The organism is Nitrospirota bacterium (genome assembly GCA_016235245.1).
GTDB lineage: Bacteria > Nitrospirota > Thermodesulfovibrionia > Thermodesulfovibrionales > UBA6898 > UBA6898.
Genome location: JACRLO010000001.1, coordinates 142577 through 168711 on the forward strand (window position 1 = coordinate 142577; position 26135 = coordinate 168711).

Genomic DNA, 26135 nt, shown 5'->3' on the forward strand with positions numbered 1-26135 from the left:
AGTGGTTATTGGTTCTCTGTACAAAGAAGTTTATATTATAAGGGGAGATTTTTTAAAGAGCTTGGCAGGGGTCCTTCTGCTGGCAGGGCCCGCATCAGCAAAATTTACCCGCCGTGGTCAATCAGCCGGCAGATGGATGTCAAACGCATCTCTTACGGCTTTTCTTCTGCTTTGGAGATGCCCTGTTAATCCCTCTTCATCCTTAAATCCCATGAACTCGGAAGCGCTTTTGAGGCTTTCTTCATCTCTCTTGAGCACAGCTTCTCCCCGTAATCTCAGAAGGCATTCGATGGTGCGGAAGAAGAGATAGGCATCCTGTAACATCTTTGCCTCTGCCTGAATGACAATTTCTGCATTTGCAAGTCTGCGGATTGCTGCAAGCGTGTTCTGGACAAGAAGAGTCTTATGCCCTGCACAGTTCTTTAACTGCAGGAACTGGACCATAAACTCGATCTCTTCGATGCCGCCGGGGCCGAGTTTGATATCATAACCCTCAGACTCTTTGGAGCGCTCGCGCATAATCCTCTGGCGCATCTGTCTGATGTCAGAGGCATTTACCTTTGAGCCGTGAGCAATAAGTATTTCATGCGCCAGTTGCATAAACGCACAACCTGTCTTCATATCTCCGGCAACAGGCCGTGCCTTAAGCAGCGCCTGAAACTCCCAGAAGGCGGCTGACTCCGCATAATATTTTCTGAAGGCCTCGATTGATGAAACAAGAGGGCCTTTAGAGCCTGCAGGCCGCAGTCTCGTATCCACGCTGTATGCAATGCCATCCCGTGTGTATGAGATAAGCATCCGAAGCAGTTTTTCTGCAGCCCTTGTCTGTTCGATCTGAACATCGCCCCCGGACACAAAGATGAGATCAAGGTCAGAACCGAAGGCGATCTCCCTGCCGCCCAGTTTGCCAAAGCTCACAACCGCCATACCCTGCTGTCCCTCGCCGCACTGCGTAAACGATGAGGAGAGAACCGCCTCTGCTGTCCTGCTCAGACCTTTCGTTGCTTTAATCAGATCTATCTTCTTCCTGAGGAAAAGCAGGCCAATCCTGATCTCTTCCATCTGTTTTATCAGTCTGACCGCATCGCTTATTGATCCGCCTTCTGACAGGGCCTCTCTTATCTCTGCCTGCAGTCCGCCAAGGCTCTTTCGCAGGGTCTCCTGCCAGCCTATCATTTCGAGATATTGGGGCCGGGCCATGAGCATCTTTGACAGATAGTTGCTCTGGGAAAAGACATAGACAATACGATCAATGAGTGTCCTGTTTTTGCTGAAGACCTCAAGGTAAGACTCGTTTGTACTGAGGAGTTCGGCAAATGACTGAATATGGTTCAACGCAATATCAGGGTTGCCGGACTTGAGGCTGCTGTCAACAAACATGGGGAGGATATCTGAGAGGAGTCTTCTTCCCCTCAGGGTCTGAAAGTTGAAGGTGCTGTCCCTGATCGACCTGATGTTCCTCAGGGCCCTGCCAAGATCTTTCAGCCCTGCGACAGAGAGGAACTCCTTCAGTTCAGTGTCAGAAAACTCTTCATCAAAAAGCGTATGGCCAGTTGAGGGCTCTTCTTTTCTGGCACCAAAGAGAGAATCATAGATGGTGCGCACCTGTGTCCTTCTCTTTTCAAGATCATCGGTAAACCGGCTCTTTGATGCATAGCCCATCTTCCGGCTTAGCCCTTCCAGCTCTGCATCCCCAACAGGCAGGGTATGTGTCTGCAGGTCATTTACCTGCTGCAGCCTGTGCTCAAGGGTCCTGAGGTACCGGTAATTGCCGGAGAGAATGCCATAGTCGTCCCCACCGATAAGCCCTTTTTGAAAGAGGCGGTGCAGTATCTTCAGTACATTCCTTGCCCGAAGCAGCGGCTCGCGTCCTGCATAGATGAGCTGAAGAGCCTGACTGAAGAACTCTATCTCCCTGATACCGCCATAACCCCTCTTGATATCCGTCTTCTTGAACGTTGCATCAATGCGCGTCTTGAGCTTGCTGATCTCGTCAATGGCAGTGAAGTCGAGATATTTCCTGTACACAAAGGGTCTGATCATCTCCATGAAATCTCTGCCGAGCCCCTCATCTCCAGCAACAGGACGGGCGCGCAGGAGCATTGCCCGCTCCCAGGCCCTTCCCCAGGATTCGTAATACATCTCATAGCCTCTGAGGGCAAGGGCTATTGCTCCTCGCTGCCCCTCAGGCCTCAGCCTCAGATCGACCCTGTACACAAACCCTGCCTCAGTGTTCTGGGAAAGAAATTTTGAAAGCTCTTCTCCTATCTTGCAGTAATACTCATGGTTCGATATTCTGTTGGTGCGTATGCCCTGGCTATTGAGCCCGCCTGAGGTCTCGCCGATCTCTGTGTTATACACATACATGAAATCAACATCAGAACTGAAGTTCAGCTCTTCTGCGCCGAGTTTCCCAAGCGCGATCACCGAAAATTTCTCGTCTTCAGGGGTTCCATAGATGCTGCTGACATACTGCCTGACGATATGCAGAGATCCTTCGATGATCACATCTGCAAGGCAGCTCATCTCGAACATGATATCCACCAGATCGGCCTTTTTCAGAATGTCCCTGAGCGTTATTTTCAGGATTTCTTTCAGCCTGAACCTGCGGACAGCGTTCATATAAAGAGGAAGTGATGTCCTCTGAGGAGCATCTCCAACAGCATCAAACTCCTGCTTCAGAGCCAGGGCGATATCCTCCCTTTCTGAAGCACTCTCCATGGTGTTGATTGCGGCAATAAGGTCTTCAGGATGCGTAGTGCTGTAGTTTGCGAGAAACTGGCTGTAGCTAAAGAGAAGGGAAATGCTTCTGATATGCTCCTGAAGCTCTTCGGCTCGTTCAGGATTCTCCTCAAGAAACGATGAAAGGTTCTTAACCGCCCTCTCGGGATCGGGCGTCGCAGCCGCGGCTTCTTTAAGGATTATCTCGTTCATCAATTACCATGATACACGATTCAACAGAGTGCTGGAAGGCTTGAAACTTTTCAGCCTGCAGGCCGCTATTTCCTCTCGCTCTCCCACAATCTCGGGTCGATTGAGTCTCTGATGCCTTCACCAAGGAGGTTGTATCCGACAACGGTGATAAGGATAGCAAGGCCGGGGAAGACCGAAAGCCACCAGGCGATCTCGATATTGTCCTTGCCGAGGGTGAGGATATTGCCCCAGCTTGGTGTTGGCGGCTGAACACCGATGCCAAGGAAGCTGAGCGCTGATTCCACAAGCACTGCACCTGCAATGCCGAGCACTGCCGATACCAGAACCGGCGCCATGCTGTTGATCATGATATGTCTGAAGATGATGCGCAGATCGCTTGCTCCAAGAGCACGGGCAGCAACAACATAGTCCCGCTGTTTTACAGAAAGAAACTCTGCACGTACAAGACGGGCAACGCTCATCCATCCGGTCAGCCCGATAACGATCATGATGTTCCAGATGCTCGGCTCTACAAAGGCAATAACGGCGAGAATAAGGAAAAAGGTCGGAATGGTAAGCATGATGTCTATGAAGCGCATGATAATCCGCTCTGTCCATCCGCCATAGTACCCTGCAACAGCGCCGAAGATAATGCCGATAACTGATGCGATACCTACTGCCACAAACCCCACTGCGAGGGATATGCGCGCTCCCCATATCATTCTGCTCAACACGTCCCTGCCGAGGTCGTCGGTACCAAGCGGATGGTGGATATCCGGCGGCATCAGAATATGCTTCCTGTCAATATCGTTCGGTTTATAGGGTGCGACAAGCGGAGCAAAAACTGCTGCCACGAAAAGGCAGAGCACAATAATCGCGCCTGTAACAGCGAGCTTGTTCTGTTTAAATCTTCTCAAAAAGAGGCTGCCAGCGTACTCTGTCTTCATCTCTCTGTCCTTATTCTGGGATCAGCCAACATATATCCAATATCAGCAAGCAGGTTCCCGATAAGCGTCAGGAAGGCGCCGATCGTAAGTATTGCCATGATCAGGGAATAATCTCTTGTCATAACACCGTTGAAGAACAGCTGGCCCATCCCCGGGATACTGAAGATATTTTCGAAAATAACGCTGCCGCCGATAAGGCCGGGCACTGAAAGGCCGACAAGGGTGATGAGCGGAAGCAGCGCATTTCTGAAGGCATGCCTATAGATGACCGTCCTTTCAGGCAGACCTTTGGCCCTTGCAACCGTCACATAGTCCTGACGGATAACTTCAAGCATGCTGGAGCGCATATAGCGCGAGTCACCCGCAAGACCGCCGAAGGCGATAACGAAAAGCGGCAGGACAAGGTGCCGCCCCAGATCAAGCATCTTTCCCCATAACGGTAGGGAAGCATATTTCATCGACTTGAGGCCGGAGATGGGGAGCCAATCAAGATATACACCAAAGAACATCATCAGCAGAAGTGCAAGCCAGAAAGAGGGCATCGCAAAACCGAGAAAGACCGTTGTTGTGGTGATCTTGTCATAGAGCGTGTTCTGGTGTGTGGCTGAGGAAATGCCGATAGGAATGGCGATCATAAGAATGATGATCATTGCGATCAGGTTCAGCATGAAGGTGATAAAGAGCCTCCGGTCAAGCAGGGGCTGTTTGGTGTCCCAGATCTTCTGCATCACCGGACGCCTGTCCATCGAAAAAGACTCTCCAAAATCGAGCTTTACGATCCTCTTGAGCCACATGCCGTATTGGACAATGATCGGTTTATCGAGGTTGTACAGCTTTTCGAGACGTTCCCTTGCCTCAGGCGTCATCTTGGGGTTCATTTCCGAAAGCGCATCAGTCGGCTTGCCCGGCGCAAGATGGATGATGAAAAACGATATGAGTGTAATGCCGAACAGGGTCGGTATCATCTCAAGCATGCGCTTTAGAAGGTATTTGAGCATTATGGCACCATGGTATGCCGCTGCAGGGGTTTTGGCACATACCACTTCGGCAGATTATAGCTTATGCCTATGGCAGTGGGCTTGATGCCCTTAATTCGGGCATGCACGATCGGCGTAGCATCAGGCACATAGAGGAAGATGTAGGGTACCTCGTCGGCAAGGATCTCCTGGATTCTGAAATAGGCCTTTTTCCTCTCATCCAGATTAAATGTCCTTCTCCCCTTTTCGAGCAGCTGATCAACCTCAGGATTACTGAAGCTGATAAAGTTCAGCTCCTTCTCCTTTGTCTTGGAAGAATGCCAGATATCATACTGGTCAGCGTCGAGGCCGATCGACCAGCCCAGAAGCACTGCCTCAAACCGTTTCTTGTCGATGAACTGGTTCACAAATGTTGACCACTCAACCGTCCTGATCTCGACCTTTACGCCGATCTTTTCAAGCCGGGACTGGATGATCGTTGCTGTGTTCTTGCGCAGGTTGTTGCCCGCGTTCGTGAGGATCGTGAAGCTGAACGGTTTGCCGTCCTTGTCAAGGATGCCGTCTCCGTCCCTGTCTTCCCATCCAGCCTCTTTCAGGAGTTCTTTTGCCTTTTCGGGATTGTAGTCGTATTTCTTCACGTTCGGGTTATACGGCCAGGTGTTCGGCACATACGGGCCTGTTGCAGGACTGCCAAGACCGAAGAGCACCACATCAACGATCTCGTTTTTATCGATGGCATAGGACATGGCCTGTCTCACCCTTTTATCACTGAACCACGGATGTTTCTGGTTGAAGGCAAGATGCGTGTAGCTGAAGGCCGGATACCGGTATTTCCGAAAGTTGTTTTTGAAAAAGGCGTTGTCCGTCTGCTTGGTATACTGGATCGGCGTCAGGCCCATGGTATCCACCTCTCCGGTCTTGAGCACAAGGAACATGGTTGCAGGGTCAGGTATCACCTTGTAGATGTACCGGTCAATGTAGGGGCGTCCTTCAAAATAGTCCTTGTTCGATTCGAGGACCAGTTCCTGGCCTGATACCCATTTGGAAAGTTTATAATGGCCAAGCCCCACAGGATTTCTGACCAGATCGCTCTTGGTGATGTCTTTGCCTTCAAGCAGATGCTTAGGCAGGATAACGAGGCTTGTCCAGCTTGTGAGCGCAGGAGCAAACGGCTTATCATAGGTAACACGGAATGTGCGTTTGTCCAGCACCTCCGCCTTTTTGACCTGAAGAAAATCTTCTTTATATGCAGAGGGCGTTTTTTCATCGATAATGGTTTTATACCCGAACATCACATCCTCTGCAGTAAATTCGGCTCCATCAGTCCATGTGACGCCTTTTCTGAGATGAAAGGTGATCACAAGGCCGTCCTTTGAAATGTCCCATGATTCTGCAAGGTCTCCGATAACGCTCAGGTCAGTATCATACTTGACCAGTCCGCTAAAAATGAGGCCTGAGACATTGTGCGAGGCGCTGTCGCTGGCAAGCATCGGGATAAGATTCGAGGGTTCGCCGATGACACCCTCAATGACTGCATCACCGTATGCAGGCTGATCGGTTGCTGCCTGCAGATCAACAGCTGTTTCGGATACACTCATTTTCTGCTTGCAGCCCGTAGCAAGCAGTATGAAGATCAGGATGATGGTAGTCCAGGAGGAGGCCATTGCCATGGAATAAGGATACTGTAATATTTTCCTGTTTTGCAATCCGGGGAATAACTGTTTGCAGTGAACGCCCTTTCAGATTGTTTTTTGCCGGGCAATGCAAGAGAAAAGAACGAAAAACATGGCTGTTATTGTCCCATGCTTTGGCCTGCTGCTAAATAATGTATTCGAAATCCCTGTTTTTATTATAATATTGATAATGCTCGTTGGCTATAACACCAACATATCCTACAAGGGAACCGTTTATCACGTTCAGACCGAAGACAGCGGCCTCAGGAATCCGCATATCATCACCCTGCTGTATAACAAGGGGACCATCCTTTCCAGAAAAAAAGTGAGCTACGCAGAAATAGCAGCATCCCCCGACTACAAAGAAATAGTACAGGGAATGATGAAAGAACAGCACAAGGCGATGATCAAGGAGTTGATTGCCGGCAAACATACCCGGGATGAAGCTGCTCCACCGCCGGCGCAGGAGCCTGCGGCGGAATCGACTGTTACTCTCCCGGAACCTGACAAAAAACAGATAACAAAAAGCCTCGATGATATCCTCCTCGACTACATCATGAAGGAAGAAGAAAAATAGATGGAACAGTCAGGCCCTATGATACATTTTGAAAACGTCACCAAGGAGTATGAACTTCAGACAGCCTTGCGGGATGTGACCTGCTCCGTCGAAAAAGGAGAGATGGTGTTTCTGACAGGGCCCAGCGGTTCAGGCAAAACAACCATGCTCAAGCTCGTGTATCTTGCAGAACTGCCTGACCAGGGCAACATTACGATCGCCGGATGGGAAACCGGCTCGCTGAAAGAGTCGAGCATCCCGTTTGTGCGGCGCAATATCGGCGTTGTCTTCCAGGACTTCAGACTCCTCGATAACCGAAATATTTTCGAGAACATTGCACTGGCGCTCAGGATCCGCGGCATTGGTGAACGGGAAATTAAAATGCGGGTCTTTGAAGCGCTCAAAACCGTCAATCTCCGGCACAAAGCTGACAGTTATCCCAAAAGACTCTCAGGGGGAGAGCAGCAGAGGATCGTGATCGCACGGGCTATCGTTGCTGAGCCGACGGTCCTGCTGGCTGATGAACCGACCGGCAACCTCGATCCTGAGACGGCTGAAGACGTGCTGAAGACATTTAAGGACATTCATGCCAAAGGCACGACCATCCTGATCGCTACGCACAATCGGGAACTCTATATGAACTCGGGCAAAAGGGTTCTGCGGCTTGAATCCGGATCCCTGGTAAGCCAGGAGGTATGCTGATGCTGACGTCCTATGCGTTTAAGCTCGCAATGCAGAGCCTGAGAAAAGACAAGTGGATCAACCTGCTGTCGATGCTTACGATCTTTGCCGGACTATTTATCATCAGCATCAGTTTCTTCGTCTTTTATAATATCGAAATAGCAACGCGGAACCTGCCTGAGAAGTTTTCCATGGTCGCATACCTCGACGCCAATCTCAGTCAGGAGAAGGTTGATCAGGTGGTCAGCGCGGTCAAGGCCAAACGGGCAGTCTCCTCAGTCAAGTTTATTCCCCGTGAGGAAGCGTTCAGGGAGCTCAAAGGCATGCTTAAGAATTCCCAGTATGTGCTTGAAGGGCTCGATGATAATCCCCTGCCTGACTCGCTCGAAATAAAGCTGAAGAGAGATGCCATGGGCTCTGAATCGGTCAAACAGCTCGCAGAGGAGACGAAGAAGATCAAGGGAGTCTCAGAGGTCGATTACGGTGAAAAGTTCCTCGATGCCCTGCAGAACATCAAGGCAGGAGTGAAGATAACCGGACTTGTCCTTGCCATTATCCTCTGCACCGGGATTGTATTCGTCTGCTATAGCACCGTAAAGATCCTCTTTTATCGAAGAACTGATGAGATCGAGACCTTCAAGCTCCTCGGCGCAACAAAGGGCTTCATCCGGGCCCCCTTTATTATTGAAGGTGCGGTTATCGGGATAACGGCAGGGCTCACGAGCCTTGCTGCCATATTTCTTCTTCATCATTTCCTGTTCCTCAGGCTCATTATCTCTCTGCCGCTTTTCAAAACCGTCCTCTTTCCTTCCAACGGATTTTTCCTCCTTCCCCTGATCGGCATGTTCCTCGGCGTTTTCGGCGCAGAGATCGCTCTGGGAAGGCTCAAATACTGATGTTCTTTGCCGCTCTCCTTATCCTTGCACTCGCCTGTCCTTCGATCTCCCTTGCGGCGCCAACTGAACTGGAGTATAAAAAAATCCAGGAGAAGATCGATGAAGAGAAAAAAAAGCTGACTGCGGCCCAGGAGCGCGAGGCCTCAGTCTTAAACGAGCTTGATGAAGTGAATAAGAGGCTGAGTATCGCCGAAACAGACCTCAGAAAATACCGGTCAAATCTGAGGCAGACAGAGACCACCATCGGCGGCATTGCCATCGAGATGGAAAAGATTAAACGCAGCCTCGAGCGGCAGAAGAACTGGATCAGGAGAAAGCTCCGGGCCATGAACCGACTCGGTTATGGAGGAGATGTCCTGACGCAGGTGCTGAGCGCCGGAGATATGGCGCAGCTTATGCGGACATGGAAATACCTTGAGCACGTCACCCTCTATGAAAACAGGATTCTGAAAACATACCGGGACAACCTTCAGAAGCTGGATGCAGAACAGAAAAAACTCGAAGGCCTCAAGATAGAATTCAAGACGCGGCAGGATAAGGTCAGGTCAAAAGAGGCGGAACTCGCGGAAAAGAAAAAAGAAAAAGAGACCATCCTCTATTCTGTCAGAACAGAGAAGGCTACGCGGCAGAAGATGATCTCTGAGCTGAAAGAGGCCTCACGCAGAATGCTTGATATCATCAGGGAATCGACAAAGACAGACAACTACGAAGGCAAGGGCTTTACCCAGCTCAAAGGGAAACTTCTCTGGCCTGCAGACGGGAAAATAGCAATCCCCTACGGCTCACACAAAGACCCGCAGTTTGATACACCGGTCTTCAGAAACGGCGTCCATATTCAGACAGACTCATCCGGAGACGCGCGTGCTGTGTACGGGGGCAAAGTGATCTTTGCCGAGTGGTTCAAGGGGTTCGGTCAGCTCGTTATCATCAACCATGGCAGCGGCTACCACACGCTCTACGGCAACCTTTCCGAGATTTTTTCAAAGGTTGGGGATATAATAAAAGAGAACCAGGTAATTGGAAAGGTCGGGACATCTGGCGTCCTCAACGCTCAGGGAATATACTTTGAGATCCGGTACAAAGGCAAACCACTTGACCCGGCCCAATGGCTGAAAAAGAAAAAGAGATAGATCAGGAGGTCGTATCAGCATGTTTAAGATAAAGAAGCAGACATTTCTTGTATTCTTCCTCGTCCTGGCAGTAGCAACCACAGGCATAGTCCTTGGCAGACTGTCAGTCACCGCAGTAAGCGCTGAAGGCGAGGGGTATGAGGAGCTTAAGACCTTTACCGAGGTCCTTTCCATGGTAAAGAAGCACTATGTAGAAGACGTAAAGTCAAAAGACCTTGTATATGGCGCGATCAGGGGCATGCTCAGCTCTCTTGACCCGCACTCAAGCTTCATGACCGCAGAAGGATACAAGGATATGCAGGTTGAAACAAAGGGCGAATTCGGCGGTATCGGCATCCAGATCGGGATGAAAGAAAACCTGCTGACAGTCATTGCTCCCATTGAAGACACGCCTGCATACAAGGCAGGTATCAAGGCAGGCGACAAGATCGTCAAGATTAACGCGGTAACCACCCGTGACATGACGCTTCAGGATGCCGTATCAAAAATGAGAGGAGCACCGAAAACCACCGTTACGGTCAGCATTATGAGGGAAGGCTGGAAAGAGCCCAAGGACTTCATCCTGACACGGGAGGTTATCAAAGTAAAAAGCGTAAAGTCAAAGGTCCTCGAAGGCGGTATTGGGTATGTAAAGATCAATCAATTTCAGGAACAGACTGCAAATGATCTTGCTGCTGCCATGAAGAAACTGGAGGAAGAAAAGATAACGTCACTCGTCCTTGACCTGAGAAACGATCCGGGAGGTCTGCTCAACAGCTCTATTGACGTGGCAAGCCAGTTTCTGGGAAAAGGCAAGCTGGTTGTGTACACCAAGACCAGGGCAGGTGAGAAGTCCGAGTTCCTCACAAACGGTGACAGCCATTTTACACTCCCCATGGTTGTGCTCGTGAACCAGGGAAGCGCAAGCGCATCGGAGATCGTAGCAGGCGCGCTTAAAGACTGGAACAGGGCTGTGATCCTCGGGACCGTGACCTTTGGCAAGGGCTCTGTTCAGACGGTAATCCCCCTCACCGACGGCTCAGGCCTGAGACTGACGACCGCAAAATACTACACTCCAAAGGGCAAGTCTATCCAGGGAACAGGCATTACGCCTGACATCATTGTTAAGCTCGAGGCAAAGAACGGCGCCAAGGAACACCCTGTGCTGAGGGAAAAAGACCTTGCGCACCACCTGAAGAACGAGCAGGGCGACGCAAAGGATGCGGAGAAGGAAACTGCGCCTATGGAAGTGGACGAGAAAGACGATATCCAGCTTCAACGGGCAGTGGACATACTTAAGACCTGGAATGTCTTCAAGGAACTGCCGAAGGCATCGTAACGGCAGTGATGGGTAAAGGGTGATGGGTAATGAGAAAGGACAGGCAGATTTCTTTCGGGTGCTCATCACTGATCACACATTACGCATTACTGGTTTGAAATGGCACGCATAATTTTCGATATAGAGACCGCTGGAAAGGATTTTGATTCCCTGGAGCCGGCCGTTCAGGATTACCTGCTTAAATGGGCTGAGACGGAGGAGGACAAAAAAGACGTAAAGGAGAGCCTCTCATTCTATCCTCTCACGGCAGAAATCGTTGCGATCGGCATGTACGACCCTGACAAATGCAAAGGATCTGTCTTTTTTCAGAATAATGCTGATCCGCTTCTGCCCTTTGAAGAAGAAGGCGTTACCTACGAAAACGGCACAGAACAGGAGATCATTCAGCGGTTCTGGGAAACCATAAGGGGCTATAACCAGTTCGTCACCTTTAACGGAAGAGGCTTTGACTGTCCCTTTATCATGGTCCGCTCGGCCGTGCATAAGATAAAACCGCTCCGCGACCTGATGCCGAACCGGTATGGCGACGCACATATAGACCTTTTTGACCAGCTCACCTTTTTTGGCGCATCACGCAGGAAGTTCAGTCTTGATATGTGGTGCCGGGCCTTTGGTATCAAGAGCCCAAAGGCAGAAGGCATCACCGGCTATGAGGTGAAAGACCTTTTCAAGGCAGGAAAACATATGGACATTGCCCGGTACTGCGCAGGGGATCTTAAGGCAACCGCCGAACTCTTTGCGGTCTGGGAGAATTACATCAGGATACCGAACCAGAAGAAGTATTAACCGTCCAGATATTCATTCACCCTCTCCACCTCAAACCGTTCAGCGGAAAGAACACTCCTGGCGAAATTAAATATCTTTGTCCTGGCCTCTGCACTCAGGTCAGGATAAAAGACAGGGTTTGCAACAACTGCGCAGCGGAAGGCGAAAAAGGGAGCGGTCACCTCAACGATCTCCGGATCTCCGGAACACCGGATGTACTCGCTAAAAAACAGCTTCAACCCTTCAAGGTAGGTACCCCTCACCTCACCATAATGCCTGACCGAGAAAAAAATGTAGTTGATCACCAAGGCAGTGACGTCATCAGCAGGCTCTCCCCAGGGGCCGCGGCTCCGGTCAAGGAGAATGAATTCATGCGTCGCCTCTTTAAACCATATATTCCCCGGATGGAAGTCTCCATGGATCTGAGAAAGCCTTTTATAACGCGGCTTCAGTTTATATGACCAGTCAACCGACCTTTTAACAATATCCGCCATCTCTTCATACGGGAGCGTCCCATCAGGATATATGTCAAAGACACCCATGAGGCATTCGCCATGACCAACCGTATCACGCAGCTTCCGCCAGTAAAGGGTCTTTGATCCCTTCTTCACCGCATGTATCCTGCCAAGGTAGGCTGCCATTGACCTGATCTTTGCGATGTCCCTGTCATCAAGCTGCGCCTTGCCTGCAAAATCAGTCAGGTCATTGAAATAATCCCTGCCTTCGACCTTCTCCATCATGAGATAATATTCTTTTCCGCCGCCGATCGATTTCACGGTCCCGTCTTCCATCTCTGCAAGCACATCTATTGCGTTCACATGGTTCGGCAGATTGGCATATTCATCAAGGTCCTGGAGAAAGACCGCTGCCCTGTCAGAGGAATAGTCATGGCCAAAGCCCTCGGACAGAAGCGACTTCACTACATATGATTTAGAGCCCTTCTTTGTCAGCATCTGTACGAGAAACCCCGATCCCTGGACCCCTGAACCGAGCTTCCTGATCTCTACGTTGCTTATATCCCTGAATTCCTTCAGGACATAGGCCTTTATCGCTTTTTCATTAATCATAAATAATTCGTATATCCCTGAATCAGGATATCACAAGAGAACCAGCCTGACAATGGACAGAGACCCAAGAGCGGGGACATCGTCATTGCAGAGGTTGACAGCGAGTTGACCATGAAATAGTTAAAGAAGCACGGGAAGAGCGTCACCCTGATCCCTGCCAAACCTCTCTATAAATCTATCAGGCCGAAAAAAGAGCTCAAGATCGCAGAGACATAGTAACAGCATTACGGATCATATCGCATCAACTGCTTTGAGTAACCCCACGAATTTGTCGACAAGGATGGGGTTAAAGTCCTTTCCTGCCAGCTTGTGCAGGAAGGTTACAATTCTTGTAAATTTCAGTTGCAGAAAAAAGTGCAGTCCTTCCTGTTATCAAGGCCGAAACTAACACTGCACATGTAAGCTGAACCTTTTCGATCAAGGAGGAACAATCTCAATTCTTTCCATTGACGCATAGAGAATCTTTAGGTCATTATTATCGCAACATGCTGATTTTACGTTATTATGAACGATAAGATTTTCATTGGCCTTATTAACAATGCAGCCCTGCTATTGTCACTCGGGCTGATCTACGATATTCTTTACCGTGCTGAACAAACAATCCTTCCCCTTCTGAACAAGATCACCCCTGGTCTTATTATTGGTGTGATTGCCATAGTCCTCATGGCTACTCCGACCAAAGGGGAGATAATGGCAGAGATTAATTGAACGGATCTCTCCCGAGTCCTGCGATACGTGCATCATTACAGATCACGACTGAAACTTGCTTTTTGGAGCTTATCGAATGAATCTCGAAAAAGAGACAAAGATTTATCGGACATTCCTGGTATCCGTCAGTCTCACTATCGCCCTATGTCTTTCAGCTGTTTTCCTCGGCTTTTCCATAAGGACAAAGCATCTTATATTTGATGAAATCCTGGCAAATGCACGCGCACATTTTAACGACATAGTAATGATGCGCAAGTGGAACGCACGGCATGGTGGAGTTTTTGTAGAAAAGAAGAACGGCATTGTCTCAAATCCCTATCTCGAAAACCCTGACATAAAGACCGTTGAAGGAAAGATATACACAAAGAAGAACCCGGCTCTCATGACCCGCGAAATATCTGAATATTTCAAGAAGGAAGACCGGTTCTCGTTTCATATAACCAGTCTGAAACTGATGAATCCCAATAACAGGCCGGATGAATTTGAAATTGAAGCCCTTAAACAGTTTGAGGGAGGTCTTAAAGAACAGTATACGACAGAACGGGTTAATAACCGCACGTATTTCAGGTATATGGCTCCACTCTATATTGAACAAGCCTGCCTCCAATGCCACCGCAGGCAGGAGTATGCAGTTGGTGATGTGCGTGGAGGTATCAGCGTATCCATGGACGTTGAGGAGCTGCAGGGAAAACTTAAATTCAACGCATTGATAATAGGCCTATTCGCATTAACAACGCTTGTGCTGCTGTTTTCTCTTATCTGGTATTTTACGGCCAGACTTATCAGAAGTATTTCTGAAGCGCGCAGAAAGATTGAACATATGGCAGTAACCGATGAACTAACAGAGCTGTTTAACAGGAGACAGTTGATGTCGAGGTTCAGGGAAGAATTTTCACGGGCTGCCCGCCTGCATCTGAACCTGGGATGCATCATATTCGACATTGACAACTTTAAGAAGATTAATGATACATACGGACACCAGAGCGGAGATGCCGTACTTAAAATAATTGCGGCAAGAACAAAAGAATCGATTCGTAATTACGACGTACTCGGGAGGTATGGCGGGGAGGAATTTCTCTTGATACTGCCTCACACCACAAATGAGGATTTGCTTCAGATAGCAGAAAGGACAAGGCAATTGATTGCAGACAAACAGATTGAAGCCATTTCAGTAACGATAAGCCTCGGAGTATCGTATTTGCAGGATGGAGACCAGTCTATAGAATCTCTGATAAAGAGAGCTGATGAAGGTCTTTATGAGGCAAAGCGCTTGGGCAGAAACAGAGTTGTAGCTGTTTAACCGATTAGTGTCGTTTGCATGAAATCGATTTTCTGGAATAAATTATTTTGCGCTCATTTAATAATTACCTTATAATGTTATTGAAATTAAACTTCAATAACATCGGAGAGCTAATGGACTTACAAAGCTTTAACCCTTGGTGGAAGACAGGAAAGATATCCCCTGAGTTTATTGGAAGGAAAAGAAAAATATTCAAAGAGATTGTTCCGTATATAGACAAGCGCCAGATCGTGCTGTTCACAGGGCTAAGAAGGGTCGGAAAGACAACCCTCATGTATCAGATCATGGATGAACTCATCGGAAAGAATACGAACCCTTATCATATTCTCTATTTCTCATTCGACGAGATGAGATACGACCTCGAAGAGATCATCAGACAGTATGAGGCTGAGGTGCTCCGGGACGATATCTCAAAGAAGAAAGTCTATATATTCCTCGACGAGATACAGAAGCTTGAGGGCTGGCCTTCAAAGGTGAAACTCCTCTATGATGCAAACCCGAAATTAAAAATATTTCTGACCGGCTCAGCACAGATAACCATGTGGCAAGGCACAAGGGAAAGCCTGGCAGGAAGGTTCTTTGATTTTATGATCAAACCCCTGGACTTTGAGGAGTACCTTGATTTCAAAGAGGCTGGGATAGACAAGCACAGGGAGAAGATCTTCGAGAAGGATCTGAAGAGGCATATGGCAGTATTTCTGAAGACCGGTGGGTTTATCGAGGCACTTGATATGGAGGAGCCTGTGCTCAGGAAATACCTCAAAGAGAGCCTTCTTGAGCGGGTTATCTTTGTGGACATTCCGCAGACCTTTAAGCTCGACCTGCCCGATCTGCTTATGAAGCTGCTGACCATTACTGCTTCAAGGCCAGGCTTTTATCTTGATTACAAAAATCTGAGCAATGACCTTAATATTGACCAGCGGACTATTGCAAATTACATCTCATATCTTGAATATGCCCTGTTCCTGCAGAAGCTGTACAATTATTCTCCAAATCTCCTCACCAGCGAGAAAAAAGTGAAAAGGCTCTATCTCTGCAATACAGCATTTACGTTGGCGCTGAACCAGCAGGCCGATCTGCCGGCAGTACTTGAGCAGTTCTTTGTAAACAGCCTCAATGCCAAGTTCTTTCTGAAGACCCCGCAGAAAGAGGAGATCGACATAATCCATGCCCATGATAATATTGTGCTGCCAGTGGAGATTAAGATCAAGGCAAAGATAGGCAGGGATGATGTGAAGACACTATTTAAATTCCTTGAGAGGAACAAGCTTAACAAGGCTCTGCTTGTCACCCTTGACACTGAGACGAAATTCGAGATGGAGGGCCTTTTGATCGAGGCTATTCCTTATTGGAAATACTGGAGCATCAGGAATAAGATAAGCTGAATATCACGTTTTTATCACGTTCAGAGGGGGAGACACATGCAGAAACCGTGTAACCCTTGAAAAGATTGGCGGTCCCAACGGGAATCGAACCCGTGTTTTAGCCTTGAGAGCCCTAAATGGGCAATTTTGCTAAGTGGGCCTTCTACCTGTATTTTTATGAATTATACACTATTTTCAAGGAGTTTTGTCATTCCATCCTTTGCGGTATTTTCCCGCATTTTATACCTATTTGGAAATTATTGGCTACATTTTGGCTACAGTGTCCAGCGGGAAAATATGGCGGCATCGCCTCTTAAATCCAGCCTTTTTCGCCACCGTAAATGAGCCGACAAGTCGGACATGGCTACCATTTGACTCTTGATTTAGGCTTGTCATATTTCATGGCCAAAACAGCCATTGACGTAATCCATGCCTTAATTATGCTTTGTGTGGTGGAATGCAAGCATTACAATTCAAGTCCAAGCCTTCTTATACGCAGGCATGCAAGCACATATTTATCGCCGCAATGTCGCTATCAGTCGTTTTGGCTGGAGCAGCAGGTCAACAGCATCCATGGGTGACATTACAAAAATCTTAGCTGCTGTCAGCGCTTCCACGGAACACCCCTCCTTCAGACAGACAACAACCCCTATGCCTGCAGCTTTAAGCATCCGGGCATCGTTGTTCCCGTTTCCTATTGCAACAACCTTTTCGGCGCCCAGAGATAAGACATATCGCTCTTTCTGTCCGGTGTGATCCGGGCCGTCAAGAATATGAACTGTGCACTTAATACCCTCAAGCTCCTTGTGTGCTTTGCCAAAGGTATCGGAGGTCAGCACATGCACATGAACTTTTTCTGCAAGTTCGTTAAGTTTTTCTCGAACACCTGATAGAAGAACTCCATCCTCGGAAAGGGTGCCGGAAAAGTCAGAAACAAAATGGTCTATATCCAGTCGTATATTGCCTGGAATTTCAACACTGATCATGCTTCATAGTATATCAATTGCTGAAATCTAAAACATATTGCATAATTCTATACATAACATGCCTTGCATCGAGATAAACTATTTTACTCATATAGTATAACTATTCGATAATTATGTATGGATTTGAAATTAACTCACTTTTCTTCTGCTGATTGCAGGCCAAGCCATTCAAGGGCTATCGAGAGGGGCAGTGGTAACATTATTGTAATCCGTGATCTGCCTGTAAGCACTCATGTAAAGCCACTTTTATGGATAATGGCCGGGTCTATTCCTGTAATCGCTGTCGTCAGCGTTATCACATCGCAGAGTTTTATTGCCGTTCTCGCTCTTATTCTTGTTATTCTCGGTTCAATTGCATTCATGTCACGGCAGGCTATCACGGAAATCAACCTTGCTGACAGGATGATCAGAAAGACATGGAGGATAGGAGCCTATGCGAGACAGAAGGTTTATCCCCTTGAAGACTTTGTGACTGTAGAAATAAGAGACAAGGGCCGAATGATAGAAGGCTATTCGCTTCCTTTGTTTTCCGTGCAACTTATTGGAAGAGGGAAAGAGATCGCAATATATTCGACGAATGATTCCGAAGAAGCAAAGGTCATGCAAGCAGAAGTTGCAGCCTTTCTGAAACAATCCGCGCTATCGACACAGCGAGTTCAATAAGTTATTCTACTTCCATAATGGACATACACCATCTCAGGGTTTTTGCGGCGGTATTCAAACATAAGAGCTTTTCGAAGGCTGCTGAGGAGCTTAACCTCACCCAGCCGACGGTAAGCGATCATATCAGGTCACTTGAAGAAGAACTGAATTGCAAACTCTTCGACCGGCTGAGCAGGCGAATCATCCCTACCAAAGAAGCTGCTGTTCTCATAGGAAAGGCTCAGGAGATTATAGACAGGGTCGAGGGATTCAGGGATGTTCTCGGAGAGTTCAGAAAAGACCTTTCTGGCCATCTCGTTATCGGCGCCAGCACGATCCCTGGAACATATATTCTTCCCGGCATTACAGCTTCATTCAGGCAAAAGAATTCTTCTGTTCTCTTTGAGGTCGTTGTTTCTGATTCCCGCGCAATTATTGACAAGGTTGCAGGGGATGACCTACTGGTCGGAATTGTGGGCGCCAAGCTCGAATCAAAACAAGTTGATTACAGACCTTTTCTTGATGATGAGCTTATTGTGGTTGCATCCGGCTCATTTGACACGAAAAAAAATATCGCTATCGGGGATATTGCCAACCAGCCCATTGTCATGAGGGAGCAGGGCTCAGGCACAAGAAGAGAATTTGAAAAGATCCTTGAAAAAGCCAGGATCGATTTTCAGCACCTCAATATTGTTGGCATATTCGGTTCGACTGATGCCGTTAAACAGGCTGTTAAGGAAGGCATGGGCATCTCGATAATTTCACGCAGGGCCGTGAAGGATGAACTGAAATGCGGCATGCTCAAAGAAATCACAATCAAGGACGCCGACATGAAGCGGCAGTTCTATATTATCACCCACCGCAAGCGGACCCTTCCGCATATATATAAGATATTTCTGGAATATCTGCTTCGGAAATAATCAATTGCCCTGCGGTGACTACGTTGTCTTATCTATGTTTTCAGGCAAATAAGGCCACGTCCATAGAACCTGTGGAGTGGCCTTATTATGCCAGATTTTTGCTTTATGGTATCGCTTTGCGCCGTATTGCCCTGATCACAAATCCGACCACCAGAACAGTAGCCAAAACAATGAATGAGCCGATAATTCCGGAAACGGACGTGCTTGGCTCTATCGCCGGCCAAGTCTCTTCTTTTTTCCCTTCCTGAGCACTTTCAGCTTTTTCTCCGGGTTTTCTAAACCCATAATCAGGAAGAAATGCCGTAATCCCCTGAATCCTTATTAATGCTGGCATCATGCCGTGTTCCTGCTCGGGGAGTTCCGGCTTCCCAAAAGTTTTTTCTATGGACCATTCAAGACCGTCAGGGTTTGAAGATGCAAACCAGGAAAGCGCGCCGCCAGTCAGAGCAGCTACAACCAGCAAGCTTATCAGGACCTTTCTGAGAGGGATATCAGGGGCAAGCGGCAGGGCCGATGATGTGCTTTCAAGGATTTCCGGTCTGGCAGTCTTGATGAAATTTATTACGCCCGCAGTTACAAGCCCCTCGACAAAACCAATTCCAAGGTGCACCGGTTGCATTAACAGAACGAAGGTACCGAATGGCAGTTCGCTCCTTCCCGACAGCATTGTCTCAATGACCACGGAAAAAGCACCCAACTGAAGGGCGATCACGCCACTAATCAAGGCAGCTATCGTAATCCTTTTAGGGCTGCTTCCTGCCTGGACTAACGGCTTGTAAATCAGGGGATAGGCTATGAAGCATGGGTATATGCCCAGGTTCCAGATATTACAACCCAGTGCAAGAAGGCCTCCGTCTGCAAAGAAAAGGGCCTGGACTGTAAGGACCGAGGCCATTACGATAAACGCAGCATAGGGGCCAAGTATTACCGCGAGAATCATACCACCGCCAAGATGCCCGCTTGACCCTGTTGCCGGAATCGTGAAATTGATCATCTGCGCTGCGAAGATGAAGGCCCCGAGAACGCCCATCAGCGGAACCATTCTTTCGTCCATAGAATCCTTCAACTTCTTTGAGCAATAGGCAATTGTTCCTAATGCTCCCGCCCAAAACGTTGTGCCAACTGCAGGTGAAAGTAAAGCATCTGCCATATGCATGATAATTCCTCCCTAAAACCTGAAGGCAATGCCTGCCAACAGGGTATAATCTGCCTCTGCCTTATTCAAGCCGGCTTTCACACCGAAATCAATATCAAAACTATCCGTTACTTTGTAGATCAGTCCGCCTAACACAAAAAGAGGGTGCGTGCTGGATTCTTTGTCTGGATTGGTCTCACCACCGACATTGCCGACTATCTTGATACTCTTTGCGGCTGCATATTCTAATGCCAGAGAATAATGGAATATATCGCGCAGCTCTGAGCGGTTCAGAACGTATCCGAGATTGAGATGAAAGGTGAATGGTTCCAGTTCCTTTGTAGTTATGAGAAAGAGGCTATAGGTTGGTTTGCCGTCGCCAAAGCCTTTGGCCTCATCTCCAGTTGCCAGTGTCATTCCGGGCTTTAGTGCGAGGCTCAGACCTTCATGCTCATAGAAGCGCCATTTGAGAGCGAGGGAAAGATCAGATATTCCGTCTTCCCGATTCCAGTGACCGTTTTCATCTTTTTCGCGCAGAAATATGTAGGGAGAACCGATGACGAGATCAACATTGTCCAGAAGTCCCGTAGAAAGTGTAGCGCCAAGTGCGGTTTCGGTATTTCCATTATCATTTGCATGTTCTGCATTTACCTCGATCTGGAACTTCCCTTTGCCCTGTGTGCCGGTGTCGTCGGTGATGAGCGGATGCGCTGCATATGCCGGCGAAATGAAAATGCTCAGCATGAGACTTAATGCCATTAAGAATTGCTTCATGAACAAACCTCCGTATTATCTTTTTCTGATAAAATAGGAGCGGGAAGAGTTGCGCCTTGCATCATTTCCCGCCCGGCAGGGGACCTCTCCACAGGTACCCCTGCCTTTTTTGTTCTATACTCACCTCCTTTTCATTTTGGTTTTGTCCACCAGTACATTCCGACATGGGCATTTTCTTTGATGCATAGATGATCGTTCTCAAAGCACAACCTTGCCTTTATATCGAGTTCTTCGTGGACGGAAAGATGGCTACCTTTCTTGTACGTGTGATGTTCCAATACCTCTGCCATCTGGTGATAGGCAAAGGAGCTCTCTGTTTCGTAGGATTTGGTAAAGAGCATGGAATAATTGCCATATTGCCAGGGCAGTTTAATTTCGGGCAACCGCTCGGTGATAACAAAAATGTTTTTAGCCCCTGTCTTAAAAGTTTTTCTCAGAGACTGCTCAAAGCCTGCGCCTGTGAGATGAAGACTGTTACAGGCCATGACGAGGTCATAATCTGCAAAGTAAAATGAAGGGACATCCTCCCAACGCCTTTCGTCAATAGTGATCCAGTCGATCCCCCTCTGCATGGCCTCCTCAAAGAGCAGGTTTCTCATGCCGATCGATGGCTCTATTGCTGTCACTACGCATCCCATAGCGCAGAGCGGAAAAGCAAGAACGCCATTGCCGGAACCGACATCGAGAACCTTCCAGCCCGGCTCAATCATGGTGGTGAGCGTTTCGATAATCCTGTTGTGATAGTGGTTATGCTCCATCCAGAGCTTGTACCACGGAGCGTATCCGTCCCAGAATGTGACGCTTGCTGTTCGGCTGCAGACTGTATTAGGCATAAATCCTCCCTGTATAAGGAATACGTATTCTCCTTCATGGAGGTTCTGGCCTTCTCGGCTGGATGATAAATTATTCAAATAAAAAGGGCCATGAATACCGCACCTTCTGGTGCATGCCTTCATGGCCCCTGATCTTTCTTCATGCACGCCCTGCTGTTCGTCAGCACTGGCGTTACTCTTAAGTAAGATATTTGAAGAATAATCCATGACCATTGGCTTTGTCAATATTGCGAATATGGATTACTGCAGATCAGCTACATCCACAGGAACCCATACAATTACGCTCTGGGAGATATTCGTAATTGCTCTTCATTTCCTATCTCTGGCGACTTTGTCGTTAGCAATACACGCCAATAATATCCGGCTGCAAAGCCTCCAACTGTACCAGCAAGGAGAAATACGAAGAGCAGCAGATCCCCCTGGTCAGTATTTATCAAAGGCTCAGCGGCTTCCCTGCCATGCTCCTTTGCATATTTTTCAATGACAGATTCATCAACGCCGGGCCATTTCTCAGAAGCAAAGACGTGAGCGCTGCAGATAGCTAAAAGCAGCAGGCAACTGCATAACACACAGATAGTGTTAAGTTTCATATTGCCACCTCCTCTGCTTTTAACACGCGCATCTTAACCAGCAGGTCAGGTCTCTTTTTATAGAGAAGGACAACCATGCCCGCTGTCATAGCGCCTTCGAGTATCCCCAAGGGAAGCTGCGTCGGAATAAATGCAATGGCAATTTTTGAAAATAGAGGGACAAACTGGGCATCGCCTTTTAGTCCTGCTGCAAGCTCCGCAGATGTCGTGATATAGGTTGCCCAGTCTGCAATGAGACCTGCAATAAACCCTGAAACTGCAATGTTGACCCTAATACTTCGTAATGACCTGAAAGTAAGATAACCTGCAAATGAGCCCATAATTCCCATCGAAACTATGTTGGCGCCCAGTGTGCTGAGACCGCCATGAGCGAGAAAAAGGGCTTGGATGAGAAGAGCGACGGATGCCACAACTACGCTGATCGAAGGACCAAGCAAAATCGCCGACAGACCTGTCCCGGCAGGATGTGAACAGGTGCCTGCTGTTGGCACAGGCACAGGCATGCAGGAGATGATGAAGACAACCGCAGCCATTAGACCTACGAGGGGTTTAAATGACAGGTCCATTGTAGCCTGTTTCTTAATACGATAAAGCCCGTAGGCAACAAATGGAGCAGCGGCCAGAAAGCATAATGCAGCCCAGTTGAATGGCAATATCCCTTCCGAGATATGCATTGCATAGGCATTTTCATGTGCCAGCGCCAGCAACGACAGGACAGTAAATGTAAAAAATATTTTCCGGATTGATTTAGTATGCATTATTTTTTTATCCTTTTTAGGCTGTGATTGGTATTTGAACCGATTTATTTTGATAGATCATACCAGTGACGGCTTCAAGAATGTAGTCGTAGCCTTCTTCGGTATGTGGGATAAAACAGTTGGAACAGTCTTTTATGCCGTTTTTGAGAACAAAGTCACCGCCGCAATCAAGCAGATAAAGCGGACACCAGCAAAACAGGCATGACTTCCATTCTGTGAAATTGTGACACGGATAAAAACTGCAGTCTTGATGAATAAAATACTTATAGTTCATTGCATAGATTCCTCCCTCGGGAATTGTTGGGTTATTTTGGATAGGTCTTCCGGCTTAGGGCTTATTGTACTTCTGTCTACTTGCCCGCCTTCCCATCAAAGTGTTACCTTTGACAGTGGCTTATGGTTGGGCTTTCGTTCCCTTTACGGCTGCGGGGCAGCGGGAGAATTTCACTCCTCTTCCCTGGCTTCCTCTGAAGCTACGAATGGTTCTTCTTGTTGATTTCTGTTTTATCGCCTCCTTCAATAAGCGTTGTTTGAACAAGCATATATTTTCTTATGATGATTTTTCAAGGTAATAAACTGAAAAACTTATCCCAGGTTTCTTGTAACTGCAGTAGCATCTTCCGCCGTCTCTCGCTCAGTCACCTCAAGGTCAGGAGATACTGCCTCAGGGTTAATGTCTCTGAATAAATTGCTCACATCGCCTTCGGCCTTAGGCTCAATCGCCTTAATCTCACTAAAGCCGATATCAAACATAGATTAATTCTGTTGCTCTCGACAGCATCATGCCATTACCAACAATATAATATGTGCGTAATGTCTAAGCATTTGCACCGCTTTTTTCTTTTTCGGCAGGCCCATTTTCTGCCGCACCCTGTCTGGGAGTAACGTCAATCTCATCAGGCTCAATTGATGCCTTCTTGAAATTATTTATCGCCTTTCCCATTCCACTTGCAAGTTCCGGCAGCCGCTTGGCTCCAAACAGAACCATGACTATTACCAATACGATCAACAACTCCTGAAATCCAAGTCCAAGCATAATATGCCTCCCTTTTTATATTTGTGGGTCAGCTGTCCCCCACACCATTAATAATTAACACAAGGGGGCATATAACTTCTGCCCCCCTTGTGTTAGTGCGGTTAGAATTATTTCTTTGCCGAGGGTGGGGTGGGTATATTTGACCCGTGGCATTCATTGCAGTTTTGCTGCGCCGTAATGCCCATGTTGCTTGCAGGCTTCCAGTTAGATTTCTGCTTATAGGTGCCGTCCTTCCAGGCATTCAAGTCTTTGACAAGGGCGTATGCTACGCTCGCTGCAACTCGCGCACAACGGTCCTTTCTCTCCGGACTGCTTATGGCGTAGCCTGACTCTTTCATCCACTTGCCGACCGATACATGACAAAGCGGTGAATTGCTGGTTGTCTGAATGATCTTTGCTTGTTGCCTCGGTTCTTTAGGAGAAAATGTCGGAAGCTTTGTTTCTGAGTACCACTGCAGGATATCCGCTCCGATTGCTGCCCCGTTTTCACATTCAGGTCCTGCTATTCTTGGTCCTATAATCGTATTTGCTACTATGTTTGCCCCTGCATTAGAACCGCATACCGTTCCCCAGCCGACCATCCCTCCCTCAAGGAAAACATAAGCGTCAATAGGGAATGACTTATAGGGTTCGCCCACCTTTTCCCTGAGTTGGCTGAATACACTGCTGATTACCGCAGCGCCGCAAAAAACACGGTACCATTCGTTATAGGCCAGCTCAGCAGTCTTTTCAGGATCAAGCTTTTCATATGGCCATGGCCATTTTTCTGTAGATCCGCCCTTTGCTTCTGCTTTTGACAAAAATCCCAGCCCCCCGGCTGTCAGTGCCGCAATTCCTGCAACTCCCGCTGCACCTTTGATAAGTCCTCTTCTTGATACATTTTCGTCTAAAAACTTCATGTCCATACGCGTTACCTCCTCTAAGGTTTTTAGGACGTTTCCGCTTCTGATGAAACGGATTATATAAAGCTCACAATTTCTACGTGTTTGTAAAAAAAGTGGCTCCACTCTGGAGTTATTTTTAGATAATTGCCGAAGTGGAGCCGAGTTTAACGGGGAGAAAAGTCTGAAGAAAGGACTTTTCCCATACAGGTGGAGAGCCTGTATCTCTGAAAAAACGATTACTCGGGAACTTCGGAATAAATGGATTAAGCTTGTGGAGGACGTTCTTGTTTGAAGATAATTACTGAGGGACTAAATACAGAATTGGTTTGCTCCATGTATCCTGAAAATACAAGAGGGACTATAATGAGGGAACATTCCTGGATGGCAGGACTGTCCGCGTTCACTGACATAAAGGAACCGGAGGCATGGCAGACATCGAGTGCAACAAGAAATGAGCCGCTTTCAGAAGGCGACGCAATAATAGTGAGCGGTGAGCAGAGAGCTAAAAATAGAACCATCAGCAGGATTAGCGCACATTTTTGCATCGCATTATTTTGGCACTGATTTCATGACACAGTCAACGTCAAATTGTAATTATTAAAGAATGACTGCAAACAAGAGGCATGGATCTTCTTCCCTGCCTCTCCGATCATTTCCCGAATCCGATCTCTGTTCATCATTAAAAGGCAAGCATTAGCTACAGACCTGTTGCCTTGACTATATGCTCATGGCAGTTTCCCTCTCAATCGCCTGGAGCGCATGGCCGACATGCTGAATTAGCTAAAGTCCGGAAACGCCTTCAATGTGAGCAATCTGCCGTTGCCGATATCAATACTGACTGAAAGAATGCCGCCTTCAATGTACTGAATGGAAAAATCGCGAAAGCCGGTCTGTGCAAAGCGTTTCGCATTTGAAGGACACCCTCCCTGGCATCCGGCTATGCCTCGTGTCATTTTTGGGATAAGACTGTCGAGATCGAACCCATCAACACTGATGCCCTTTGAGGATGCAAACTGCACGATCTGTGTGATCATATTCTGAAGGTCATAATTAAACGGATTGTCAATCTGTATGGGAAGAGTATCCTTGTCAATGCCTACCTCAAATAACATTCAACACCTCTCTGTATAAGCAATTTCAAAAAATATCCAGCTACTCAGTCTGAATTTAGCTGTGTCAATTTACTCGGGTGTAGCCTATACATCCTGATTAATGAATAGACTGTATCTATTTGTATAATAGATTTCATTTATCTTAAACTTTACCATATTCGCCGTTATCA

Annotated in this window: 26 protein-coding genes, 1 tRNA gene, 1 pseudogene and 1 riboswitch; of the genes and pseudogenes, 12 read left to right on the forward strand and 16 right to left on the reverse strand. The window is 47.7% G+C overall.

Features of this window, described 5'->3' with window-relative positions; translation table 11 throughout:
• Positions 1-117: 117 nt before the first annotated feature.
• The 4 genes from glnE to HZB31_00680 form a co-directional block, all read right to left on the reverse strand.
• Positions 118-2934 (reverse strand): bifunctional [glutamate--ammonia ligase]-adenylyl-L-tyrosine phosphorylase/[glutamate--ammonia-ligase] adenylyltransferase, encoded by a 2817-nt coding sequence (gene glnE, locus HZB31_00665; protein ID MBI5846467.1) that lies wholly within the window; start codon positions 2932-2934, stop codon positions 118-120.
• A gap of 65 nt (positions 2935-2999) precedes the next feature.
• Positions 3000-3860, reverse strand: a complete 861-nt coding sequence (locus tag HZB31_00670; GenBank protein MBI5846468.1) for an ABC transporter permease — start codon at positions 3858-3860, stop codon at positions 3000-3002.
• Entirely contained in the window at positions 3857-4858 is a 1002-nt protein-coding gene (locus HZB31_00675) for an ABC transporter permease (protein ID MBI5846469.1), read from the reverse strand. The genes HZB31_00670 and HZB31_00675 overlap by 4 nt, the downstream gene beginning before the upstream one ends.
• Complete coding sequence (locus HZB31_00680) at positions 4858-6435, reverse strand: peptide-binding protein (protein MBI5846470.1); 1578 nt, start codon at positions 6433-6435, stop codon at positions 4858-4860. The genes HZB31_00675 and HZB31_00680 overlap by 1 nt, the downstream gene beginning before the upstream one ends.
• Before the next feature lie 265 nt (positions 6436-6700).
• On the opposite strand from HZB31_00680, the gene HZB31_00685 reads away from it, so the two are divergent.
• From HZB31_00685 to HZB31_00710, 6 genes are all read left to right on the forward strand, one after another.
• Positions 6701-7087: a hypothetical protein gene (locus HZB31_00685; GenBank protein ID MBI5846471.1), complete on the forward strand. Its 387-nt coding sequence runs from the start codon at positions 6701-6703 to the stop codon at positions 7085-7087.
• Positions 7088-7105: 18 nt separating this feature from the next.
• Entirely contained in the window at positions 7106-7768 is a 663-nt protein-coding gene (ftsE, locus tag HZB31_00690) for a cell division ATP-binding protein FtsE (GenBank protein ID MBI5846472.1), read from the forward strand.
• On the forward strand, positions 7768-8643 hold the full coding sequence (locus tag HZB31_00695) for an ABC transporter permease (GenBank protein ID MBI5846473.1): 876 nt from the start codon (positions 7768-7770) through the stop codon (positions 8641-8643). Before ftsE ends, HZB31_00695 begins: the two co-directional genes overlap by 1 nt.
• Positions 8643-9773, forward strand: coding sequence for a peptidoglycan DD-metalloendopeptidase family protein (locus tag HZB31_00700; protein MBI5846474.1), 1131 nt, complete (start codon positions 8643-8645; stop codon positions 9771-9773). The genes HZB31_00695 and HZB31_00700 overlap by 1 nt, the downstream gene beginning before the upstream one ends.
• Before the next feature lie 19 nt (positions 9774-9792).
• Entirely contained in the window at positions 9793-11091 is a 1299-nt protein-coding gene (locus HZB31_00705) for a S41 family peptidase (protein ID MBI5846475.1), read from the forward strand.
• 99 nt (positions 11092-11190) lie between these two features.
• Positions 11191-11877, forward strand: coding sequence for a ribonuclease H-like domain-containing protein (locus HZB31_00710; GenBank protein MBI5846476.1), 687 nt, complete (start codon positions 11191-11193; stop codon positions 11875-11877).
• Here the strand turns inward: HZB31_00710 and HZB31_00715 are convergent.
• Complete coding sequence (locus HZB31_00715; GenBank protein MBI5846477.1) at positions 11874-12923, reverse strand: phosphotransferase; 1050 nt, start codon at positions 12921-12923, stop codon at positions 11874-11876. The genes HZB31_00710 and HZB31_00715 overlap by 4 nt on opposite strands.
• Before the next feature lie 504 nt (positions 12924-13427).
• On the opposite strand from HZB31_00715, the gene HZB31_00720 reads away from it, so the two are divergent.
• The 3 genes from HZB31_00720 (at position 13428) to HZB31_00730 (ending at position 16316) form a co-directional block, all read left to right on the forward strand.
• Positions 13428-13631, forward strand: coding sequence for a hypothetical protein (locus HZB31_00720; protein ID MBI5846478.1), 204 nt, complete (start codon positions 13428-13430; stop codon positions 13629-13631).
• Between the two features lie 76 nt (positions 13632-13707).
• Positions 13708-14931: a diguanylate cyclase gene (locus HZB31_00725; protein MBI5846479.1), complete on the forward strand. Its 1224-nt coding sequence runs from the start codon at positions 13708-13710 to the stop codon at positions 14929-14931.
• A 113-nt stretch (positions 14932-15044) separates the two neighbouring features.
• Positions 15045-16316, forward strand: coding sequence for an ATP-binding protein (locus HZB31_00730; GenBank protein ID MBI5846480.1), 1272 nt, complete (start codon positions 15045-15047; stop codon positions 16314-16316).
• Positions 16317-16382: 66 nt separating this feature from the next.
• Here the strand turns inward: HZB31_00730 and HZB31_00735 are convergent.
• Positions 16383-16441 (reverse strand) — tRNA-OTHER (locus tag HZB31_00735).
• Positions 16442-16810: 369 nt separating this feature from the next.
• Positions 16811-17281 carry an HAD hydrolase family protein gene (locus tag HZB31_00740; protein MBI5846481.1) on the reverse strand — a complete coding sequence of 157 codons (471 nt, stop codon included), beginning with the start codon at positions 17279-17281 and terminating at the stop codon, positions 16811-16813.
• Positions 17282-17536: 255 nt separating this feature from the next.
• Between HZB31_00740 and HZB31_00745 the strand changes: the two genes are divergently transcribed.
• Positions 17537-17944, forward strand: a complete 408-nt coding sequence (locus tag HZB31_00745; GenBank protein ID MBI5846482.1) for a hypothetical protein — start codon at positions 17537-17539, stop codon at positions 17942-17944.
• Positions 17945-17961: 17 nt separating this feature from the next.
• A complete protein-coding gene (locus HZB31_00750; protein MBI5846483.1) occupies positions 17962-18843 on the forward strand; it encodes a LysR family transcriptional regulator in 882 nt (293 codons plus the stop codon).
• Positions 18844-18946: 103 nt separating this feature from the next.
• Here the strand turns inward: HZB31_00750 and HZB31_00755 are convergent, their stop codons facing one another.
• The 8 genes and pseudogenes from HZB31_00755 to HZB31_00790 all read right to left on the reverse strand — a co-directional run bounded on the left by HZB31_00755 (position 18947) and on the right by HZB31_00790 (position 24868).
• Positions 18947-19999, reverse strand: a complete 1053-nt coding sequence (locus tag HZB31_00755) for an energy-coupling factor ABC transporter permease (protein ID MBI5846484.1) — start codon at positions 19997-19999, stop codon at positions 18947-18949.
• A 12-nt stretch (positions 20000-20011) separates the two neighbouring features.
• Complete coding sequence (locus HZB31_00760) at positions 20012-20752, reverse strand: transporter (GenBank protein ID MBI5846485.1); 741 nt, start codon at positions 20750-20752, stop codon at positions 20012-20014.
• A 131-nt stretch (positions 20753-20883) separates the two neighbouring features.
• Positions 20884-21585, reverse strand: a complete 702-nt coding sequence (locus HZB31_00765) for a class I SAM-dependent methyltransferase (protein ID MBI5846486.1) — start codon at positions 21583-21585, stop codon at positions 20884-20886.
• 278 nt (positions 21586-21863) lie between these two features.
• A pseudogene (locus tag HZB31_00770) lies at positions 21864-22933 on the reverse strand (energy-coupling factor ABC transporter permease).
• 16 nt (positions 22934-22949) lie between these two features.
• Positions 22950-23207 carry a metal-binding protein gene (locus tag HZB31_00775; protein ID MBI5846487.1) on the reverse strand — a complete coding sequence of 86 codons (258 nt, stop codon included), beginning with the start codon at positions 23205-23207 and terminating at the stop codon, positions 22950-22952.
• A 42-nt stretch (positions 23208-23249) separates the two neighbouring features.
• A riboswitch (cobalamin riboswitch) is annotated at positions 23250-23392 on the reverse strand.
• Between the two features lie 126 nt (positions 23393-23518).
• Positions 23519-23686: a hypothetical protein gene (locus HZB31_00780; protein MBI5846488.1), complete on the reverse strand. Its 168-nt coding sequence runs from the start codon at positions 23684-23686 to the stop codon at positions 23519-23521.
• Positions 23687-23750: 64 nt separating this feature from the next.
• The gene (locus HZB31_00785) at positions 23751-23969 is read right to left on the reverse strand and encodes a twin-arginine translocase TatA/TatE family subunit (protein MBI5846489.1); all 219 of its coding nucleotides are present in this window, start codon (positions 23967-23969) and stop codon (positions 23751-23753) included.
• A gap of 107 nt (positions 23970-24076) precedes the next feature.
• Positions 24077-24868 carry a C_GCAxxG_C_C family protein gene (locus tag HZB31_00790; GenBank protein ID MBI5846490.1) on the reverse strand — a complete coding sequence of 264 codons (792 nt, stop codon included), beginning with the start codon at positions 24866-24868 and terminating at the stop codon, positions 24077-24079.
• Positions 24869-25141: 273 nt separating this feature from the next.
• On the opposite strand from HZB31_00790, the gene HZB31_00795 reads away from it, so the two are divergent.
• Positions 25142-25417 (forward strand): hypothetical protein, encoded by a 276-nt coding sequence (locus tag HZB31_00795; protein ID MBI5846491.1) that lies wholly within the window; start codon positions 25142-25144, stop codon positions 25415-25417.
• Positions 25418-25629: 212 nt separating this feature from the next.
• Here HZB31_00795 and HZB31_00800 read toward each other — a convergent pair whose 3' ends face one another.
• Entirely contained in the window at positions 25630-25965 is a 336-nt protein-coding gene (locus HZB31_00800) for a hypothetical protein (GenBank protein ID MBI5846492.1), read from the reverse strand.
• Between the last annotated feature and the right edge of the window lie 170 nt (positions 25966-26135).